The sequence below is a fragment of the Xylanimonas allomyrinae genome, from assembly GCF_004135345.1.
GTDB classification, from domain to species: domain Bacteria; phylum Actinomycetota; class Actinomycetes; order Actinomycetales; family Cellulomonadaceae; genus Xylanimonas; species Xylanimonas allomyrinae.
Genome location: NZ_CP035495.1, coordinates 1016256 through 1036223, shown reverse-complemented (window position 1 = coordinate 1036223; position 19968 = coordinate 1016256). Strand labels below are relative to the sequence as shown.

Here is a 19968-nt window from a genome sequence, read left to right as displayed (position 1 = left end):
GCGGGCAGCGTACGCGAGCCAGCCGGACGAACGGTCCCGACGGCCGAGCGGTCAGGCGAACGTGTCGTGAATCGGGACGCCCGCCCGCACCGTCTGCAGGCACTGCGGCAGTGACGCCTGCGGATCCAGGTCCGGCAGCACGGGCTGCCCCGCGCGCGCCTCCTCGCTCCACGACGACAGACCTCGGCCGGACGAGCGCACCCCGTAGGCCTCGGCCCGCCACACCGCCAGGTGGGCGGGCGCCCCCACGGCCAGCTCTCCCGCCCCCGTTCCGTCCAGCCCCGCCAGCCGCCAGCCGCCGCGCGTGTGTGCACGGAACGCCGCACGCCCCGACAACCGCTGCGACTCGTCGTCGTGCGAGACCGCGGCCCGCACCGCCTGCCACGGATCCAGCGGCGTCACCGGCGAGTCCGACCCGAAGGCCAACGGGATGCCCGCCCCCGCCAGATCGGCGAACGGCGACATGTTCTGGGCCCGCGCACCACCCAGCCGCGCCGCCCACAATCCACCGCGTCCGCCCCACAGGGAGTCCCACGCCGGCTGGATCGACAAGGAAACGCCGTACAGCAGCAACGACGCCAGCGCGGACGCGTCCACGAACAACGCGTGCTCCACCCGGTGACGTGCCGCCCGCAGCGGTCCCGCCCCGTGCTCCTTGGCCGCGATGTCCAGGCCGCGCACCACCTCGTCCATCGCCCGGTCGCCGATCACGTGGAAACCGCCCTGGACCCCCACGGCGCCGCACGCCGCCAGGTGCGCCGCGATCTCCTCGGCCGTCAGGAACAGCAACCCGTGGCCGTCCTCGGGCGCCAGACCTGGCACGGCCCGGCGGTCCGAGTACGGCTGGCGCATCGCCGCCGTGCGCGACGCGATCGACCCGTCGACGTTGACGTCCCCGCCGATTCCCGTCAGGAACGGCAGGGCCGCCAGCAGCGCGCGAGCGTCGTCCTCCGTCTCCACCTGCTCACCCCGGTAGGCCACCACCTGTGGCAGCACGCCCGTGCCCGCCAGGTCCATCAGCTCGCGCAGCCCGTCGCGCGTGTCGGTGTGCGGTGCCGACATCTCGTGCACCGCCACGATCCCCGCCGCCGCCGCGCGCTCGAGCGCCACCCGGTAGGCGCGCGTGCGCCGCGCGGGCGGCAGGTCCCGGGCCGCCTGACGCACCGCTCGCAGCGCCTCCCCCACCACCAGCCCCGACGGGTCCCACCCAGGCAGGGAATCGGCGCCGACGCGCGCGGCCAGCGCGGTCGACGCGACGGCGTGGTGCCCGTCGGCGTGGGTGGCGAAGACGGGGCGCCCGCCGGCGACGGCGTCGAGCTCCTCACGCGTCAGCGGGCGGCGCTCGGGCCAGCCCTGTTCGTCCCACCCGAAGGCGAGCAGCACCTCGTCGCCGTCGGGGTCTGCGGTGTCGAGGGCGCGCGCCCCGGCGGCGAGCGCGTCGAGCGCGGCTGCGCGCGTGGGGGCGCCTGCGGCGGACAGGACGACCGACTCGAGCGCGAGGCCGGTCTCGAGCGTGTGGACGTGCGCGTCGACGAACCCGGGTGCGACGAGAGCGCCGTCGAGGTCGATCACGCGGTCGGCGCGGGCGGCGAGACCTGCAGCCGTGTCGTCGGCGCCGATCCAGGCGATCACACCGTCATCGACCAGGAGGGCCTCGGCGAACGGGTCGGCCGAGGAGTGGATGGCGCCGTTGCGGTACAGGGTCGAGGTCACGTGCCGACCCTAGAGCTTCCGGCGCGCCCTGTGCGACGGGCGTCACCTCACGTCCGCGGTCAGGTGTCCGGGATCACCGTCGGGCACGGGCCGTCGCGTGCGGTGGCGTGCGTGCGGTGGGACCTCGGGCGGGAGACGGTGCGGGAGGTCACCTGGACCGAGACCGCTGCCGTGCGGCAGCGGCTGCACTCGCTGAGGTGTTGTGCGAGCCGGTCGCGGGTGGTGCGCCCGAGCGCGTCCTCGCGCTGGAGGCTGATGAGCGAGTGCAGCGCCCAGGCGCACCGTTCGTCGAGGCTGCCGTCGTCGAGCTGCACGGCGATCCAGGCGCGGCGCAGGCTCTCGCGGGCGCGGGCGGCGAGCACCGCCACGCCGTTGGCGGACAACCCGAACCGCGGGGCGAGGTCGCGCGGGTGCATGCCCTCGACGACGGTGTACCACAGCACCTCGCGGTAGCGGTCGGGCACCTTGTGGAACGCGGCGGCGAGCAGCGACCGGTCCATGAGGTCCTCGTCGACCTCGCGCCCGTCCTCGCCGAGGAACGCGAGCTCCTCCAGGTCCATGGCGTCGCCCGCGAGGTAGGGCTGGGTGCGACGGGACCGGGAGATGGCGAGGTTGCGCACCGCGGCGACGAGGTAGGCGCGGAACGCGGTCTCCGGGCCGGCGCCCTCGGCGATCGCCTGGAAGACGCGCACCATCGCTTCCTGGGCCAGGTCGTCGGCGTCGCCGCCGGCGCCGAACCGCACCGCCGCGGACCTGGCCACGTGCCAGTGCCGCTGGAACAGCTCGGCGTAGGCCCGCCCCGACGGGTCACCCGCGCGCACGAGGGCGACGAGGTCCGCGTCGCTTGCCTGCTGGCTACCGTTCCTCACCGCGCACCCACTTCGTCGAACGCGCGTTGCCACCCGTCGCGGTGGACGGCCCGGACGGGTGGCGGGCACGGCCTTGCGGCCGGGTGTGGCGTGCCGACGGCGGCGATCAGCCCGTCCGGCCCGCTCGACGGGATGCGCGCTGCCTGGGTGTCGGGTCCTGCTCCCGGGCGCGGCCGGGCACGGGGCACGTCGTCGGCGACGTCGATCTCGCTCGCGGCGGTGAGCCGGAGGGGGAGATCGCCCCGCTCAGCGGGCCGCTGCCGGGGTCGCCCGCCTCGCCGCACTGCGAGTACAGGACCACACATACCGCGCCGAGACCCCTCTCGGCTAGAGGACAAGCGCCTTGTCGCGTCCCGTTCGTCTCCCGGAGCGGAGCTGTCCCCCACGGCACCCGTCCCTTCGCGTGTGAGTTGGTACCTCTCACACCCAGACGCGCAACTGGTCTGGACCATGACGGCTCTGCGGCGAAGAACCTGCGTTGTTTCCGCTAACGATTCAGCGCCGGCCGGGGTCCGGGGGGAAACGGGTCACAGGCTCGAGTACGCCACGACTCCGCGCAGCACCGCCTCCTTGCCCTTGCGCGCGGTGGCGCGCAGGGCGGGTCGGGGCGCGGCCTGCGCGAGCTGGTCGAGCACGTCGACGACCTGTTTGCACCAGCGCACGAAGTCGCCGGCGGCCAGGTCGGTGCCCCGCAGGACGGCGTCGAGTCCCTTGCCGCTCGCCCAGCGGTGGACGGGTGCGACGATGCCCAGGTCGAGCGGGCCGGTGGCGTCGAGCCCGTGCGCCTCCTCGAGGTCGGTCACCTCCGACCAGGCGCGGGTGGTCGCGTCGAGGGCCTGCGCGAGGCGGCCGTGCGGCCCTCCGGGCACGTACGGCTCGCCGGGGTCCTCGCGCCGGCCGGAGTACACGACGGTGGACACGGCGGCAGCGAGCCCGGGTGCGTCGAGCCCGTCCCACGCGCCGCGGCGCAGGCACTCGGCCAGCAGCAGGTCGTTCTCCGCGTAGACGCGCCGCAGCCACCGCCCGTCGTCGGTGACCCGCAGCTCGCCGCGGCCCGTGCCGTGGGGTGCGGACCGTTCGAGGTAGTGCAGGGTTTCCAGGACGGTGCACGTGCGGTCGAACGTGCGCGCCACCGAGCCGGTGCGGCCCTCGATGCGCTGCACGAGGCGGCGGTGCTCGGCGGCGAGCTGGTCGTGCCGTTGCGCCCAGCGTGCGTGGTCGTCGCGGTCGGGGCACGCGTGGCACGGGTGGGCGCGCAGCGCGGCCCGCAGCGACTGCAGCTCACGGTCGGAGGCGGCGTCGGAACGGCGGCCCGGCCCGTGCCCGGGGCGGGCGGCACCCGGTCGGCCGCGGGTGGCGGGGCCGTCGGCGAGGGCGCCGAGCGCGTTGCGCATGGTGGCGGCGAGGTCGCGGCGGGCGTCGGGGCGGCGGGCGTTGAACGCCTTGGGGATCTTGACGCGGGTGACGGCGGTGACGCCCTGGGGGGCGTCGGCGAGGGTGAGCTTCTTGACCTGCTTCTCCTGGGTGAGGACGGTGGGTCGCGGTCCGTCGAACCCGCGTGCGTCGTGCCCGGGGTCGAGGACGAGGACGTATCCGCGCCGGCGCCCTGACGGCACCTCGACGACGTCGCCGCGCTGGAGGCGTTCGAACGAGGCGACGGCCTCGGCGCGCCGGGAGCCGGTCGCGGCGCGCGCCAGCTCCTTCTCGCGGTCGCTGATGCGTCGCCGGATGCCCATGTACTCGGCGAAGTCGCCGGCGTCGCACGTCATGGCCTGGGCGTACCCGGCGAGGGCTTCGGCGTGCGCCTGCGCCTGCTTGGCGAGCCCGACGACGCCGCGGTCGGCCTGGAACTGCGCGAACGACGTCTCGAGCACCTCGCGTGCCCTGTCGTGCCCGACCTGGGAGACGAGGTTGACGGCCATGTTGTAGGTGGGCCGGAAGCTGGAGCGCAGCGGGTACAGGCGGCGGCTGGCGAGCCCGGCGAGGGCCACGGGGTCGAGCCCCGTGTGGTCGACGACGACGGCGTGGCCCTCGACGTCGATGCCGCGCCGGCCGGCGCGGCCGGTGAGCTGCGTGTACTCGCCGGGGGTGACGGGCTGGTGGGCGGTGCCGTCCCACTTGACGAGCTTCTCGAGCACGACGGAACGGGCGGGCATGTTGATGCCCAGGGCGAGGGTCTCGGTCGCGAACACGGCCTTGACCAGTCCGCGGGCGAACAGCTCCTCGACGGTCTCCTTGAAGACGGGCAGCAGGCCGGCGTGGTGGGCGGCGATGCCGCGGGACAGGGCCTGCAGCCACGTCCAGTAGCCGAGGACGTCGAGGTCCTCGGGCGGGATGGTCGCGGTGCGCTGCTCGACGACGCGGCGGATCTCGGCCTCTTCCGCGGGTGAGGTGAGCCGCAGCCCGGCGCCGACGCACTGCTGCACGGCTCCCTCGCACCCCGCGCGGGAGAAGATGAAGTAGATGGCCGGCAGCAGCCCGTCGGCGTCGAGGGCGTCGACGACGGCGAAGCGTGGCGGGGTGCGCCGCATCGGGGCCAGCCCGCCGGTCGTGCCGGGGCGGCGGCCGCCCCGGCCGCGGTAGCCGCGGTCGCCGGGCCCGCGCCGTCCGCCGTCGTCGGCGGGGCGCCTGCCCGCGACGCGGAAGACCTGGGCGAGGTCGGGGTTGATGGGCGGGTTGACGCCGGGGTCGGTGGGGTCGACGTGCCCGGCGTACAGGTCGTACAGGCGGGGCACGCCGCGCGGTTCGGGCGAGGAGACGACGACGTGCTGCCACAGCGGCACGGGCCGCCGCTCGGAGACGACGACGGCGGTGTCGCCGCGGACCAGCTCGAGCCAGTCGCCGAACTCCTCGGCGTTGGACACGGTGGCCGACAGGGACACCAGTTGCACGTGGTCGGCGAGGTGGATGATGACCTCTTCCCACACGGGTCCGCGGAACCGGTCGGCGAGGTAGTGCACCTCGTCCATGACGACGAACGCGAGCCCGTCGAGCGTCGTGGACCCGGCGTAGAGCATGTTGCGCAGCACCTCGGTCGTCATGACGACGACGGGGGCCTCCCCGTTGATGGTGGTGTCACCGGTCAGCAGGCCCACCTGGTCGGCGCCGTGGCGGCGTGCGAGGTCGGCGTACTTCTGGTTCGACAGCGCCTTGATGGGGGTGGTGTAGAACGCCTTGCCGCCCTGGGCGAGCGCGAGGTGGACGGCGAACTCCCCCACAACGGTCTTGCCCGCCCCGGTGGGGGCGGCGACGAGGACGCCGCGCCCGTCCTCCAGGGCCTGGCATGCGGCGACCTGGAAGTCGTCGAGCTCGAACTCCAGCCCGGCGCGGAACTCGGCGAGCCGGGTGCCGGACCCGACCCGTGAGCGGGACGTGCGGGCCTGGGCGGCCGCGTACCGCTCGGCGGGGCTGAGGGTGCCGCTCTGCGGGGAGCGGTCGGCGGAAGCCATGGGCGTCAGCCTACGGGCGGCACGAGCACTCTCAGCGCACCGGGGACGAGCTCGGCACGCAACGGCAGGGCACCCAGGTGCTCCCCGTCGCCGAACGCGGACGGGACGTGGGTTCCGGCCGCGCCGGCGGGCTCCATGGTGACGGCGCGGGCGTGCACGACCCGCACGAGCGGGTGGCCCAGGTGGCGGCCCCGGCGAGGATCTTGGGGAACAGCACGGACGCGCCGCCGCGTCCGACGTCGCCGGCGATCACGACGTCGAGCAGGCCGTCGTCGATCGCGGCGTTCGGGGCCACGGGGATGCCGCCGCCGATCGTGGCGCCGTTGGACGCGGTGACGAGCGCGCCACCGGACCGCCAGGTCAGGCGCCGCCCGTCGCCGTCGGCCTCGGGGCCGAGGTCGGTGAACCCGGGCAGGCTGTGCAGCGTGGCGAGCGTGGCGTCGTCGCCCTGGACGTGCTCGAACGTCAGGCGGTACTCCCAGGCGCGGTAGGCGGCGATCTCGCGCAGCGCGGCGACCACGTAGCGCGCCGAACCGCGTGGGCGCAGCATGGCGTTGGCGCGTTCGTTGACGGCGGCGTCGAGCCCGGCGGACACCGCGCCGGCAACCCAGCGCAGGGGTTCGCCGGCCTGCTTGCGGCTGCTGAGTCCGTCGCCCGTCACCCGGATGGCGTCGACGGTGCGCGTGGCACCGGCGTCGAGCGCGCCGAGCAGCGCGTCGGTGGCCGGTGCTGGCTCGCGCACGGGCAGGCCGAGCGTGGTCGCGAAGTCGTTGCCGGTGCCGGCCGCGACGATGCCCAGCGGCGTCGACGTGCCCGCGACGGCCTGCACCCCCAGGTGCACCATGCCGTCACCGCCGACGACGACGAGCGCGTCGATCCCGTCGGCCAGGCCGCGGCGCGTGTGCTCGAGCGCGAGATCGGCGCTGTGCCCCGACAGGTCCCACACGTCGTGTCCGGCCGACGCGAGCCGGTCCACGACGTCATGCCCGACGCGCGCGCCGCGGCCCTTGCCCGCCGTGGGGTTGACGACGACGCCCAGGCGGAGCGTGGCGCTCGTGCGTGGTGACGGGGAGGGCGAGATGGGGCCGGGCACGGCGGAAACCGTACCTGGCTCAGCGGTCTGCGGCGACGCGCCGACGGTCTGCGCGCCTGTCGTGCACCATCGCGACGCCCAGTGCGCCGAAGTAGAGCACGCAGATCGGCAGCGCGACCAGGATCATGGTCAGCGCGTCCGGGGTCGGGGTCATCACGGCCGCGAACACGAAAGCGATGAGGACCGCCCACCGCCAGCCCTTGGCGAGCGTCTCGTGCCGCAGCAGGCCCGCGAGGTTCAGGCCCACGAGCAGGACGGGCGAGACGAACGCGATCCCGAACGCCAGCACCAGCCGCATGACGAAGGTCAGGTAGTCCTGCGCGGTGACCAGCTGGGACGTGCCGTCGGGCACGAAGGTCGCCAGGATGTCGACCGCGTGCGGCAGCACCCACCACGCCAGGGTCGCCCCGCCCAGGAACAGCGGGACCGCCGCCCCGAGGAACCCGTACGCGTACCGCCGCTCGGCGCGGGTCAGGCCGGGGGTGACGAACGCCCACACCTGGTACAGCCACCACGGGCAGGTCACGACCACCGACAGGAACAGCGCCGCCTTGACCTTGATGTCGAGCGGCGACCCGAGCGCCGTGAAGTTCAGCGCGATGTCCTTGCCCTGTGCGGCCGCCGCCAGGTCGAGCGGACGGCGCAGCACCTCCAGCAACGGGTCGTACAGCAGCCAGCCGGCCACGGCCCCGACGACGAGACCGCACGCCACCAGGAAGAGCCGCTTGCGCAGCTCCAGCAGGTGCTCGCGCAGCGGCATCCGCCCCTCGGTGTCCCGAGGGCGCCCCGCCACGCGGCTACGCCTTGGGAGACTTGGGGTCGGTCAGACCCGGAACCTGCGGGGACGAGTCGCCGCCGGCGTCGGACGCCGGGCCGTCGCCCTTGTCGTCGGTCAGGTCCTTGACCTCGTTCTTGAAGATCTTGAGCGACTGACCCACGCTGCGCGCCAGGTCGGGAAGCCGGTTCGCCCCGAACAGCAGCAGGATCACGACGACCAGGACGATGATGTGCCAGCCTCTGAGTGCGCCCATCTGAGAAACCCCTCGCTCGACTTGCGAATCCGCGCTGCGGCGTGCGCGTGCCGCTCAGCCTACGGCCTGCGAGCGTCCGGACCGTGAACGCCGGTGGACCGCCCCGACCGCCGGGCCTCCAGCCACGCCTCGACCGACCAGCCCCGCACCGTCGCCAGCTGGCGTTCCCGGCGCTCCGCGGCCCGCAGCGCGCGAGCCTCGCGCTGCGCCACCACGCGATCGTGAAGCGACGTCATGTCGTCGAACAACGTCGGGCTCGTGTCGACCGGGTGGGCCGCCGCGTCCTCGACCGCATCACCGATGCGCGCCGACGCGTCCCCCAACGCCCGCGAGGCCTCGCCGAGCGCACCACCCAGCGCGACCGCCTTGCGCCACAGGTCACGCCCCAGGAAGAACGCGCCGACGAGCGTGCCCACCACCAGCACACCCCACACCAGCCACCACATGCCACCCACCCTACGAGGCCCCCCGCACGCCGTACGCCGCCAACGCCGCCCGCGCCGCCGTCGCGACCCGTGCCGCGACCTCGGGCGGGTCCACCGCCAGGACCAGCGGAGCCACCGCCAGCAGCAGCCCGTGCAACCATGCCGGGTTCGACACCCGCAGCCGCAGCGAAAACGCGCCGCCCGCCAGCTCGGTCACCGACTCCGACGGCAGCTCCTCCGCCAGCCACCGCGCCGGAGACGCGAACGTCACCGTCACCAGCGGCGCCTCACCGTCCCCCGCGCCCGCCACCGACCGCGCGACATCCACGTCCTGATCGACCTCGGCCACCCGCACCGCATCCACCGGCACGTCCAGCACCCGCGCCTCCAGCACCCGGTCCAGGCGGAACGTGCGCCGCCCCTGCGCCCGATGACACCACGCCAGCAGATACCCCGCACCGTCCTGCGTCAGCAGCCGCGCCGGGTCCACGTCCCGCTCCCCCACCACGTCGCCCGCCGTCACATACCGGATCCGCAACCGGCGCCGCCCCGCCAACGCGTCGGTCACCGCAGCCAGCACCCGCGGGTCGCCGTCCCGCGCCAGACGCACGTCCACGGCGCTCGCGGCCTCGCCCGTCGCGGCCGACAGCTTGGCGAGCGCGGACCGCACGAGCGCCGTGCGCTGCACGTCCGCCCGCACCGGCGGCGACTCCAGCAGGGCTCGCAAGGCCGCGACCAGCGCGACCGCCTCACGCGTACCGAGCCGCAACGGGCGGGTCAGGCCGCGCGCGTTCGTCAGGTGCACCACACCGCGCTCGACGGCGTCGGCGTCGAAGTCGATCAGGTCGTCCGGCCAGTAGCCTGGCGTGCCCGTCACCCACAGCTGGTCGACGTCGTCGTGGATCTGCTTCTCCGACACCCCGAACCGCTCCGCGAGCTGCGGCACCGGCACCGGGCCGTGCCCGTCAAGGTAGGCGACCAGCCCCAGGAGCCGCACCAGGCGGTCGTCGGCGCGCTCAGCCACGCGGCACCTCCACCGCGTCGAGGCGAGCGGCAGCCTCCAGCAGGCGCACCACCTCGCCGCGCAGCTCGCCCGGAGCGAGCACCACGACGGCGTCCGCGTACCCGGCCAGCTCCTCGGCGAGCGTCGTGACCGACGTGAACGGGACCGCCACCACGTCACGACCCTCCGGCACCTCGCCGGGCGCCACCCCCTCCGGCATCCCCTCAGGCACCCCCTCAGGCACCCCCTCAGGCACCGCGACCGCCCGGGCCCGCACCGCCGACGCCCGCTCCGGCACCACCGCCAGCACCGCCGTCCGCACCTGCCCCGCCGCGCCCAGCACCGCGTCCACATCCACGTGCGCCGGAATCTCGAACGCCGCCGCACGCGCCCCCACCCGCACCCGGCCCTCGATGCGCGACAGGCGGAACACGCGCGGCGCAGCCCGATCCACGTCCCGCCCCACCAGATACCAGCCACCGCCCCGCGCCGCGATCCGCCACGGCTCGACCCGACGCTCCGCCAGCACCCCCGTGCTCGCCGCCCGATACCGGAACCGCACCTCCCGCCGCTCCGTCACCGCCTCCAGCAGCGGCCCGTACGCGTCACCCACCGCCCGCACCCGCGGCGCCAGACCCGCCAGCGCATCCACCTCGACCTGCGCCGGACCCGCCGCCCGCAGCTTCGTCATCGCCCGCGAGCTGTCCGTCCGCAACGACTTGTCACCCCACAGCTGCGCCGCCAGCGCCAGCACCCCCAGCTCCGCCGGCGTCAGATCCACCGGAGGCAACGCATACGCATCGTTGTCGATCCGGTAACCGACGTCGTCGCTGTGCCCGCCCGCATCCACCGTCACCACCGGCACACCCAGCGAACGCAACGTGTCCTTGTCCCGCTCGAACATCCGCTCGAACGCCTCGACCGTCGGCGCGTCCCCGTACCCCGCCACCCCACGACGAATCTGCTGCTTCGTCATCGACACGCTCGTGTTCACCAGCGCGATCACCAAGTTCAGCAGCCGCTCCGCAGGCGGAACCCCCGGCGACACCGGCACGGGAGAAGGAAGGTCAGCAGACATCGGGACGAGGCTATCCGCAGGTAGCCTGCCACGCGTGATCACCTGGCGAACCGGCACCGTGGTGTCGCGCGGCACGACGTGGGGCGACTCCCACAACGGCGCCCGCGAACTGACCGTCGACCTCGACCGCCCCCTGCCCGGACGCGCCCCCGACGACGTCCGCGCACGCGCCCTCGCCTACACCACCCTCGTCGGCGACCCCGCCCCCGGCGACACCCTCCTGCTCAACTGCTCCGCCCTCGCCCGCGGCCTCGGCACCGGCGGCTACGCCCTCGTCGTCGGACCCGTCGGCACCACACCCCCCGACCCCCGACCCGGCCCCGGCCACCTCGTCAAAGCCCGCTACACCCCCCTGCAAGCCATGGTCCTCGGCGTCGACGAACAAGAGTCCCCCCACCACGACCTCCTCGAGAACGCCGACGACATCGGAGCCCTGCCCGTCGTCGTCGCCGACCTGCACTCCGCCCTGCCCGCCGTCATCGCAGGCGCCCGCCTCGCCGCCGCACGCACCGGACAACCCACCCCCCGCATCGCCTACGTCATGACCGACGGCGGCGCCCTGCCCGCCGCGTTCTCCCGCACCGTCGCCACCCTCCGCGACACCGGCTGGCTCGACACCTGCATCACCGTCGGCCAAGCCTTCGGCGGCGACCTCGAAGCCGTCACCGTCCACACCGGACTCCTCGCCGCCCACCACATCACCCACGCCGACCTCGCCGTCGTCGCCCAAGGACCCGGCAACCTCGGCACCGGCACCCGCTGGGGCTACTCCGGCGTCGCCGCAGGCGAAGCACTCAACGCCACCACCACCCTCCGCGGGCGAGCCGTCGCGTCCCTGCGCATCTCCGGCGCCGACCCCCGCGACCGCCACCGCGGCATCTCCCACCACTCCCTCACCGCCTACGGCCGCGTCGCCCACACCCCCGCCGACATCCCCGTCCCCGCCCCCACCCCCGACCTCGAGAACCACCCCGCCTGGGGACCCGCCCTCACCGCACGCATCCGCACCCAGGCCGCCACCCTCGCCCGCCGCCACCACCTCACCGACATCCCCGCCGACACCGACCTCCTCGCGGCGCTCGCGGACACCCCCGTGCGGTTGTCGACGATGGGCCGGGGCCTCGACGCCGACCCGGCCGCGTTCGTCGCGGCCGCCGTCGCCGGGATCCACGCCCAGAGCCTCGCGCGCACGTGAGACCGCGCACGGCAGCGCCGACCGCACGGACCGGTGGGCCGGTGCGTACGATCACGCGTGTGCGCAGCCGTGCCGTCCCCGCCGTCGGAGCGCTCGCGCTGCTCGCGCTCGTCGTCGTGGCCGCAGCGGTCGCCTCGCCGTGGCGGCTCACGCTGCCGGAGGCGCGCATGTCACCGGCCGAGGCGCCCTCGGTCCTGCCAGCGCCCACGCTCGTGCCGCCGCCCGACCCGGTCGGCGGCGACGACTCCACGCTGACGGCGTGGCTCGTGGCGCTGCTGTGGGTCCTCCTTCTTGCCGCGGCGTTCCTGCTCGCGCGCAGCGTGGTGCGGCGCATCGTCTCCGGCCGCCGCCCCGACACCCAGCCGTCCGAGCCCGACCGGCTCCTGGGCGGGGCCGTCACGCCCGGCGGGCTCGTCGACCTGCCCGCGCTCGTCGACGCCGTCGACGCCGCCCTCGCCCGCCTCGACGACGCAGGCACGCCCCACGACGCCGTCGTCGCGGCGTGGGTCGAGCTCGAGCGCGCCTCGGCACGGCACGGCTGGGAACGGCACGCGTTCGAGACGAGCACGGAGTTCACCGGTCGCCTCCTCGGCGTCTCGCCGGCCCCGCCCGAGCACGTGGCGACGCTGCGCCGCCTCTACCAGCAGGCGCGGTTCACGACCCACCCGGTCACGCCCGCCCAGGTGTCACGGGCGCGCGCCGCGCTCGAGTCCATCGCACGCGCGCTCGACGGCAGGACGCCATGAGCCGGTCGCACGTCGTGCTCGCCGTCCTGCTCACCGCCGGGGCCGCCGCCCTCGCCGTCACCGGCACGCTCGACGTCGCGCACGCCGTCGTGCTCGCCGCCGTCGCGTTCGTCACCTCGCTCGTCTCGCGCGCCGTCGGACCGCGCGAGACGGGGTGGCCGCGGCCACCGGCCGAGGCACGGCCCGGCGCGCGCAAGGACCTCAGCGAGCTCGGGTGGGCGGCGTTCACCCGCGACGGGCGCGTCACCGAGCGGGTCCTGCGCCGCGTGCGCGCCATCGCCGCCCGGCGCCTCGCCGCACACGGCGTGCTGTGGGACGGGCTGCTGCATCCCGACCTGTCCGGCTGGGGCCACGGGCCGCACGACGCCGACGACCACCACGCGCGAGCCGAGGCGCTGCTGGGCCGTGAGCTGCTCGCGGACCTCACCACGCGGCGTTCGCTGAGCCCGCGCACGCTGGAGACCTGGTTCAGCGCACTCGACCGGCTGGTCGAGGCGCCCGACGCTCCGAGGAGCCACCGATGACCGAGCCCACCCCGACCGCCCTGTCCGTGCCCGACGTCGCCGACCTGGGCCGGCGCGTCCTCGACGAGGTCGCGACCGCCGTCGTCGGCATGCGCGACACGCTCGAGATCGCCCTCGCGACGGTGCTGGCCGGAGGGCACGTGCTGTTCGAGGACGTGCCTGGCCTGGGCAAGACGCTCGCGGCGCGGTCGCTCGCGACCGCGCTGGGCCTCGACTTCGCGCGCCTGCAGTGCACCCCCGACCTGCTGCCCAGCGACGTGACCGGGTCGTCCGTCTTCGACCCCGCGAGCCGCACGTTCGAGTTCCGCCCCGGCCCCGTGTTCACCGGCCTGTTCCTGGCCGACGAGATCAACCGCACCGCCCCCAAGACGCAGTCGGCGTTGCTGGAGGCCATGGCCGAACGCCAGGTGTCCGTCGACGGCGTCACGCGCCCGCTGCCGGCGCCGTTCCACGTCGTCGCGACGTCCAACCCCGTCGAGTACGAGGGCACCTACCCGCTGCCGGAAGCCCAGCTCGACCGGTTCATGGTGCGTCTCGCCGTCGGCTACCCCGACCGGGAGCAGGAGGCCGAGGTGTTGCTGCGGCGCGTCGCGCGACGCCAGGAGGCCGCGCCCGTGCGTCCTGTCGTCGACGCCGCCACCGTGCTCGCGATGCAGGCCGGCGTCGAGGCCGTCGAGGTGGACCGCGACGTCGTGCGGTACTGCGTCGACCTCGCGGCGGCCACGCGCGGGCACGGAGCGCTGGAGGTTGGTGCGTCGCCCCGCGGGTCGCAGAACCTGCTGCTGCTCGCGCGCGCCGTCGCCGTCCTCGACGGCCGCGACTACGCGCTGCCGGAGGACGTCAAGCGGGTCGCGGTGCCCGTCCTCGCGCACCGCATCACGCTCAGCCCGACGGCGTGGGCGTCCGCGGTGCGACCCGAGGACGTCGTCCGGGAGCTGCTGGGGTCGGTCGCCGGTCCGGCCACCGTGGGGCGGGCGTGACCTGGCGTCCCACGCGTGCGGCGGCCGGGGCGGCCGCCACCGGGATCGCCGTGCTCGCCCTGGGAGTGCTCCTGGCGCGCCCCGACGTCGCTCTCCTCGGCGTCCCGCTCGTGCTGGCGTTCGTGCTCGGCCGGGTGAGCCGTCCCGACGCACCCTCCGCCGCCACCTTCGGCGACGCCGGGCAGGCCGCGCAGCCCGGGGAGATCGCCGAGGAGCTGAGGGTCACGCCCGCCCCCGGCTGCGACGTCGTCCACGTGCGGGTGTTCGCCCCGGGGCACCGGCCTGCCGAGGTCGTCCTGCCCGGGACGGACGAGCGCGCGCTGCCGTTGCACCTCGCCACGGTGCGGACCGGACCGCAGCGCACGTTCCATGCCGACGTGCGCGGGCTGGGGCCGTACGGCGGCTCGGCCGAGGACGCGCACGGCGCGCAGGCGCCAGGCCGGCTCGTGCTGCCGGAGGCGTCGCGGCTGGGGCGCGTGCCGCTGCCCTCGCGCCTGCGCGGACTGACCGGCCCGCGCGCCTCGCGCCGCCTGGGCGACGGCACCGAGCTGCGTGACGTCCATCCCATGGGCCCGGGCGACCGGCTGCGCCGCGTCGACTGGCGCGCCACCGCCCGGCGCTCGCCCGCGCTCGACTCGCTCTACGTGCGCCGCACCTTCGCCACCGCGGAGGCGGGCGCCGTGCTCGTGCTGGACTCGCGCGACGACGTCGGCCCGGACCCGCGCACCTGGCGCGGCACCGAGCCGCTGCGCGTCGACGAGCCGACGTCACTCGACCTCGCCCGGCACGCCGCCGCGTCGATCGCGACGTCGCTGGTCGGCGCCGGGGACCGCGTCGGTCTCGAAGACCTCGCGTTCCGTCGCCGCCCCGTCCCCGCCGCGACCGGCAAGAGACACCTGCGCCGCATCCTGCACGCGCTGGCCCTCGCCGCGCCCGTCGGGTCGCCGACGACGCGGGTGCGCCCTCCGCAGGTGCCGGCCGACGCCATCGTCTACCTGTTCACGACGCTGCTCGATGACGCACCCGTCGCGCTGGTGGAGGCGTGGGCCGAGCAGGGCGTGCCCACCGTCGTCGTCGACACGCTGCCCGACGTCCAGCCCGTGCCCGAGCGGCACCTGACGCTGGCGTGGCGCATCACCTCGATGGAGCGCGCCGACCGCGTCCGCGCGCTCACCGCGCGCGGGGTGCCGGTGGTCCGGTGGGCCGGGTCCGAGCGCGCCGAGGCTGCGGCACGCTTCGAGGTGCTCGTCCGTGCCGGCGAACGGCACCGTCCCGTCGCCGGAGCGCGGCGGTGATCGGGGAAGGCCGGGCGCGCGCACCGCGCGTCGGCGTCGAGACCCGTGCGTGGGTGCCGGGTGCCGTGCTGCGCGTCCTGGGCGCCGTGGCACCGCCCGCCGTGGTGCTCGCCGCGCTGTCGCGGTCCACGCTGCCCTTCGACGTCGGGACGACGGCGACCGTCGGGACGATCGCGCTGCTGGCGTGGGGGCTGTGGCGGCCCGGTCACGGGCCCTCGCTGACCGCGATCGCGACGGCCGCACTTCTGGCCGCGTTCACCTGGGGCAGCGGCCCCGACGTCGCCGCGCTGTGGCTCGCCCCGCTGGGGTATGGCGCGCTTCGACTCTCGAACTGGGCCGGTGCGGTCGGCTGGGGCAGCCGCGTCGAGCTCGGCGCGCTGGGCCGGCCGGCGCTGCGCGACGCCGTCGTGATGGCGGCGACGTTGCTGGTCGGGGCGCTGGGACTCACCGTGCGAGGGTCGTCGCCGGCGGTGCTCGTGGCGGGTGCCGGGGCGCTGCTCGCGTTGGCATGGTGGGTGCTGGGGCACGAGGATGACGGGTAAGACCGATCCTCACCTCGGAGGTTGCGATGTCCGTGCCGCGCTACACCGTCCCGTCCCTGACCCCTGAGGAGGGCGGCCAGGTCGCGGCCATCCTTCAGGAGCGGCTGCACTCCCTCAACGACCTGCACCTGACGCTCAAGCACGTGCACTGGAACGTCGTGGGGCCCCACTTCATCGCCGTGCACGAGATGATCGACCCGCAGGTCGACGCCGTGCGGCTGATGGTCGACTCGATCGCCGAGCGCATCGCCACGCTGGGCGTGGCACCCGTGGGTACGCCAGGGGCGCTCGTCGCGGCGCGCACCTGGGATGACTACGCTCTCGGCCGTGCCAGCGCCATCGCGCACCTCGGGGCGCTCGACGAGGTCTACCAGGGCGTCATCGCCGCCCACCGCCAGGCCGTCGCGGACACCGAGGTGCTCGACGTCGTCACCAACGACCTGCTCATCGGCCACCTGCGTGAGCTGGAGCAGTTCCACTGGTTCATCCGGGCGCACCTGGAGAGCTCGGGCGGCGACCTGTCCACGAACGGCGCCCGGACCGAGCTCGACGCCGCGCGCGACGCGCTCGGCGCCTCGTGACGGGGACTCTGCGCCCTTACTCCCCGCTCGACCGCGCCGCCGTCGCGCAGGTGTGCGTGCGAACCGCCGCCGACGGCGGGGACGCACGCGGGCTCTACTCCGACGACCTGCTGATGCCCGACGTGTACGCGCTGCCGTACGTGGACCTGGAGCCCGCGACGGCGTTCGTCGTCGTACAGCCGTTGGACTCCGGTGCGGTGCAGGACGACGACGCCGTGCTGCACGTGCCTGACGGCGTCGTCTGCGGGTACGTCGTCGCGGCACCCGACACCCGGCGGTTCGTCGAGCGCTGGCGGCTCGAGTGGACACCGGGGTTCCTGGAGCGGCACCCGGCCCCCGCGGCGGGAGGACCGGCGTACAGCGAGGCCTCGCTGTGGCACGACGGCGTCCACCCCGAGCGCATGCTCGCCCCGCCGGGTGTTCTCGCGGCCTACCCCGCGCACCTCCACATCGACCTGCTCCCCCGCGCGCAACGGCAGGGCTGGGGCAGGCGCATGGTGTCCACGCTGAGTGCCGCGCTCGCGGCTCGGGGTGTGCCGGGCGTCCATCTCTCGTACTCCCCGACGAACACGAACGCCCGCGCGTTCTACGACCGGCTGGGCTTCCGAGAGCTCCCCGGTTCGACCACCGCGTCGCCGCTCCTGGGGCTTCTCACCGCGGGTTGAAGCCCGTGGTCTGGGCTGGTTTTGACGGGTCCACAGGCGGGTTCTATGCGCTTGGCACACTATTTTTGCTGAAGTGACCGCTACTTCCGTCTCTTGTCAGGTCTGTGCCCCGCCCGGCCCCGGCTCTGAAGGGGCCTCTGTGGGTGCGATCTCCCGGCCCGGGTCCGGGAGCGGCGAGCCGGTCCACGCACGACGGACCTGCTCGAAGCGGGTCGGCAGCGGCGGGCGCAGGGCGCCGTAGCGGGCGTTCGTGCGCATCGCGAAGCGGCGCCACGAGAGCACCAGGCCCTGCCGCGTGATCGGGAGCCCGCTCGAGACCGTGGTCCCGTTGTCGTGCGTGTGGTGGACCGTCAGCAGCAGCGCCCGCGGGACGGACCCTTCCAGCTCGGCCGCGAGCTCCAGGCGCACCTCCATCCAGCGCCGCAGCACCAGCACCACCTCGGGCGGCACGCGATGGATCCGTGCGGTGCGGTGCTTGCCGTGCCGCACGACGACGCTCCCCTCCCCCGCGTGCGCTCCGAGCGCGCCCAGGTCGAGATCCTCGGCCCGCACACGCAGCAGGTCGCCGTAGCGGGCACCCGTCGCGCGCGTCAGGCCGGCGATCACGGCGAGCCGCACGACCTCGGGTTTGCTCCCGGGGCGCAGCGCCTCGACGCCCAGCTCGCGCCACACCCACTCGGCCTCGTCGAGCGAGACGGCCGGGCGCGGGTAGTGCCCGGGCCCGGTGGCGTGATCCGCTGCCTCGGGCGTGTCCGCCGGGAGTTCGTCCCTGCCGGTGTCGTGGCTGCTCACAGCTCCATCGTGGCCGCTTGGCACACTTTTTCGTGGCATCGCCGTCGGAGTGTCGCCGTTAGGCTCGGCGGGTGGACCGCGCCCTGCCCTCGACGATCGCCCATCCCGTGGACCACGAGCTCCTCGTGAAGAAGTCCCGGTTCCTGACCCACCTGCACCCGGTGGCCTCGGTCGAGGAGGCCGACGCCGTCGTCGCACGGCGGCGCAAGGAGCACTGGGACGCCCGCCACCACTGCGTCGCCCTCGTGGTCGGCACCCACTCCGACCAGCAGCGTTCCACCGACGACGGCGAACCCTCCGGCACCGCCGGCGTCCCGATGCTCGAGGTGCTGCGCCACCGCGAGGTCACCGACGTCGTCGCCGTCGTCACCAGGTACTTCGGTGGCGTCCTGCTCGGCGCCGGCGGGCTCGTGCGCGCCTACTCCACGGCGGTCTCGGAGGCGCTGGACCGTGCCCTCCTCGTGCGTCGCCGCGTCCTGACCCAGGTGCACCTCGACGTCCCCCACGCCGACGCCGGCCGGCTCGACAACATGCTGCGCGACTGGGCAGCCGCGCACGGGGCCGTCCTGGGCGAGCCGCAGTACGGCGAGGTCGCCCGGCTGACGCTCCTGGTGCCGCCGTCCGAGGTCGAAGGACTCACTGCCGAGATCGCTGCCACGACGTCGGGCGCGCTCGCCCCGGTGCTGGGCGCCCAGCGCATCGCCGACGTCCCGGAGTAGGTCCCTTCGACGGTCTGGGGTTCTCAGACGCCGATCAGCCGCGCGAGGATCGCGCGCACGGGTGCGGCCTCGTTCCCGGCGTGCTCGACTGCTACAGGAACCCGTCGAGGCTGCGTGCGGCGTGGCCGAAGGCCGTCGACAAGCCCGTGGAGCCCGTCGCCTCGACCACCAGCAGCCCGCGCTGCGGCTCCGTCGCGACGAACGGCTCGTCCGCGACGGCCTCCGTCGCCGTCCATCGGTCGAGCACCCGCGGGCGGGCGCCCAGAAGCCGCCACGCCTCGTCGAGCAGCAGGCCGTCGACGGACTCGTCGCGGAACGGAGACAGGCCGGCGTCCCCCGAACCGGCGTCCCCCAGCAGCAGCGTGCCGTCCGCGAGCGGCGTCGCGCGCAGGTTGAGCCCCGCGCCGACAACCGCGGGCCGCTCCTGGTCGAGCCGCCCTCGCACCTCCGTGTGGTGCGGGGACCGCGTGAAACCCGCGTGGTGCAGCAGCGCCGTCCCCCCGAGCACGACCGGAGAGTCGCCGGAGACCGGCGACTCCAGTGCCACCCGCAGCCCGTGCCGACGACGACGGCGCAGCCGTCCTTCGGTCACGCCGGGGTACAGCCTGTCGACGTCGGCGCCGACAGCCATCACCACGCGTCGGGCGACGACGTCGCCCCGCGAGGTGCGCACGAGCGTCCGCCCGTGACCCGGCTCGACGCCGAGCACCGCCGTCCCGGTCACGACCGACGCTCGCGGCCGCTGCCCGAACCACAGCGCCAGCTGGTGCAGCGCAGAGCGCGGGTCGACCCGCAGGTCGGTCGTCAGGAACGCCCCGCCGACGACGTCGTCGCCGACCGTGGCCACGTACCGGGCCACGCCCGCACGGTCCAGGAGCGTGGCCGCACCGTCACGGGCGCAGACGAAGTCCTCCAGCACCGCCATCTCGTCGTCCGCGGACGCGACGACGACGCTGCCCGACTCCCCCACCACCAGTCCCGCCTGGCGACGCAGCGCGAGCCACTTGTCACGCGTCTGGAACGCGCAGGCGAGCGTCGGCCCGTCCTGCGCGGCGACCGCGACGTGCCCGAGGCTGCGCACCGAGGCACCGCGCGCGCACGCGTCCCGCTCGATGACGACGACGCTCGCCCCACGCGCCTCGGCCTCGATCGCATGCGCGAGACCGACGATGCCGGCACCGACGACGACCACCTCGACCTCGCTCGGGAGGCCTGCGGGTCGGTCGGTGGCGGCGCGTGCGGGGATCGTTCGACGTGGCACGCCCGGA

20 protein-coding genes and 1 pseudogene are annotated in these 19968 nt (G+C 75.0%); 9 read left to right on the top strand and 12 right to left on the bottom strand.

Annotation, left to right across the window (positions count from 1 at the left end; genetic code table 11):
- Positions 1-51 precede the first annotated feature (51 nt).
- From ET495_RS04655 to ET495_RS04615, 10 genes and pseudogenes are all read right to left on the bottom strand, one after another.
- Positions 52-1713 (bottom strand): amidohydrolase, encoded by a 1662-nt coding sequence (locus tag ET495_RS04655; RefSeq protein ID WP_129203015.1) that lies wholly within the window; start codon positions 1711-1713, stop codon positions 52-54.
- A gap of 59 nt (positions 1714-1772) precedes the next feature.
- Entirely contained in the window at positions 1773-2582 is an 810-nt protein-coding gene (locus ET495_RS04650; protein ID WP_162616371.1) for an RNA polymerase sigma factor, read from the bottom strand.
- Between the two features lie 527 nt (positions 2583-3109).
- Positions 3110-6031, bottom strand: coding sequence for a DEAD/DEAH box helicase (locus tag ET495_RS04645; protein WP_129203010.1), 2922 nt, complete (start codon positions 6029-6031; stop codon positions 3110-3112).
- A 5-nt stretch (positions 6032-6036) separates the two neighbouring features.
- Complete coding sequence (locus ET495_RS19130) at positions 6037-6189, bottom strand: hypothetical protein (protein ID WP_342770149.1); 153 nt, start codon at positions 6187-6189, stop codon at positions 6037-6039.
- 107 nt (positions 6190-6296) lie between these two features.
- Positions 6297-7124 (bottom strand): annotated as a pseudogene (locus ET495_RS04640) (diacylglycerol/lipid kinase family protein); the annotation flags it as partial.
- Positions 7125-7143: 19 nt separating this feature from the next.
- Complete coding sequence (gene tatC / locus ET495_RS04635; protein ID WP_129205880.1) at positions 7144-7884, bottom strand: twin-arginine translocase subunit TatC; 741 nt, start codon at positions 7882-7884, stop codon at positions 7144-7146.
- 37 nt (positions 7885-7921) lie between these two features.
- Entirely contained in the window at positions 7922-8155 is a 234-nt protein-coding gene (gene tatA / locus ET495_RS04630) for a Sec-independent protein translocase subunit TatA (RefSeq protein ID WP_129203008.1), read from the bottom strand.
- A 59-nt stretch (positions 8156-8214) separates the two neighbouring features.
- Complete coding sequence (locus tag ET495_RS04625; RefSeq protein WP_129203006.1) at positions 8215-8601, bottom strand: hypothetical protein; 387 nt, start codon at positions 8599-8601, stop codon at positions 8215-8217.
- Between the two features lie 10 nt (positions 8602-8611).
- Positions 8612-9604 (bottom strand): helix-turn-helix transcriptional regulator, encoded by a 993-nt coding sequence (locus ET495_RS04620; RefSeq protein WP_129203004.1) that lies wholly within the window; start codon positions 9602-9604, stop codon positions 8612-8614.
- Positions 9597-10661 carry a helix-turn-helix transcriptional regulator gene (locus ET495_RS04615; RefSeq protein WP_129203002.1) on the bottom strand — a complete coding sequence of 355 codons (1065 nt, stop codon included), beginning with the start codon at positions 10659-10661 and terminating at the stop codon, positions 9597-9599. Before ET495_RS04615 ends, ET495_RS04620 begins: the two co-directional genes overlap by 8 nt.
- A gap of 34 nt (positions 10662-10695) precedes the next feature.
- On the opposite strand from ET495_RS04615, the gene ET495_RS04610 reads away from it, so the two are divergent.
- Genes ET495_RS04610 through ET495_RS04575 form a run of 8 tightly spaced genes read left to right on the top strand, consistent with a single transcriptional unit; the run spans position 10696 to position 17189 of the window.
- The gene (locus tag ET495_RS04610; protein ID WP_129203000.1) at positions 10696-11856 is read left to right on the top strand and encodes a DUF3866 family protein; all 1161 of its coding nucleotides are present in this window, start codon (positions 10696-10698) and stop codon (positions 11854-11856) included.
- Between the two features lie 59 nt (positions 11857-11915).
- A complete protein-coding gene (locus ET495_RS04605; RefSeq protein WP_129202998.1) occupies positions 11916-12602 on the top strand; it encodes a DUF4129 domain-containing protein in 687 nt (228 codons plus the stop codon).
- The gene (locus tag ET495_RS04600; protein ID WP_129202997.1) at positions 12599-13126 is read left to right on the top strand and encodes a hypothetical protein; all 528 of its coding nucleotides are present in this window, start codon (positions 12599-12601) and stop codon (positions 13124-13126) included. Before ET495_RS04605 ends, ET495_RS04600 begins: the two co-directional genes overlap by 4 nt.
- A complete protein-coding gene (locus ET495_RS04595; protein ID WP_129202995.1) occupies positions 13123-14106 on the top strand; it encodes an AAA family ATPase in 984 nt (327 codons plus the stop codon). The genes ET495_RS04600 and ET495_RS04595 overlap by 4 nt, the downstream gene beginning before the upstream one ends.
- On the top strand, positions 14103-15401 hold the full coding sequence (locus ET495_RS04590) for a DUF58 domain-containing protein (protein ID WP_129202993.1): 1299 nt from the start codon (positions 14103-14105) through the stop codon (positions 15399-15401). The genes ET495_RS04595 and ET495_RS04590 overlap by 4 nt, the downstream gene beginning before the upstream one ends.
- Positions 15398-15943, top strand: coding sequence for a hypothetical protein (locus tag ET495_RS04585; RefSeq protein ID WP_129202991.1), 546 nt, complete (start codon positions 15398-15400; stop codon positions 15941-15943). Before ET495_RS04590 ends, ET495_RS04585 begins: the two co-directional genes overlap by 4 nt.
- A 26-nt stretch (positions 15944-15969) precedes the next feature.
- Entirely contained in the window at positions 15970-16524 is a 555-nt protein-coding gene (locus tag ET495_RS04580; RefSeq protein ID WP_129202989.1) for a Dps family protein, read from the top strand.
- A complete protein-coding gene (locus tag ET495_RS04575; RefSeq protein WP_129202987.1) occupies positions 16521-17189 on the top strand; it encodes a GNAT family N-acetyltransferase in 669 nt (222 codons plus the stop codon). The genes ET495_RS04580 and ET495_RS04575 overlap by 4 nt, the downstream gene beginning before the upstream one ends.
- A 96-nt stretch (positions 17190-17285) precedes the next feature.
- Here ET495_RS04575 and ET495_RS04570 read toward each other — a convergent pair whose 3' ends face one another.
- Entirely contained in the window at positions 17286-17981 is a 696-nt protein-coding gene (locus ET495_RS04570) for a site-specific integrase (protein ID WP_245993307.1), read from the bottom strand.
- A 71-nt stretch (positions 17982-18052) separates the two neighbouring features.
- Here ET495_RS04570 and ET495_RS04565 point away from each other — a divergent pair, with 71 nt between their 5' ends.
- Positions 18053-18700, top strand: coding sequence for a YigZ family protein (locus tag ET495_RS04565; RefSeq protein ID WP_129202985.1), 648 nt, complete (start codon positions 18053-18055; stop codon positions 18698-18700).
- Positions 18701-18791: 91 nt separating this feature from the next.
- Here the strand turns inward: ET495_RS04565 and ET495_RS04560 are convergent, their stop codons facing one another.
- A complete protein-coding gene (locus ET495_RS04560) occupies positions 18792-19961 on the bottom strand; it encodes an FAD-dependent oxidoreductase (protein WP_162616370.1) in 1170 nt (389 codons plus the stop codon).
- Between the last annotated feature and the right edge of the window lie 7 nt (positions 19962-19968).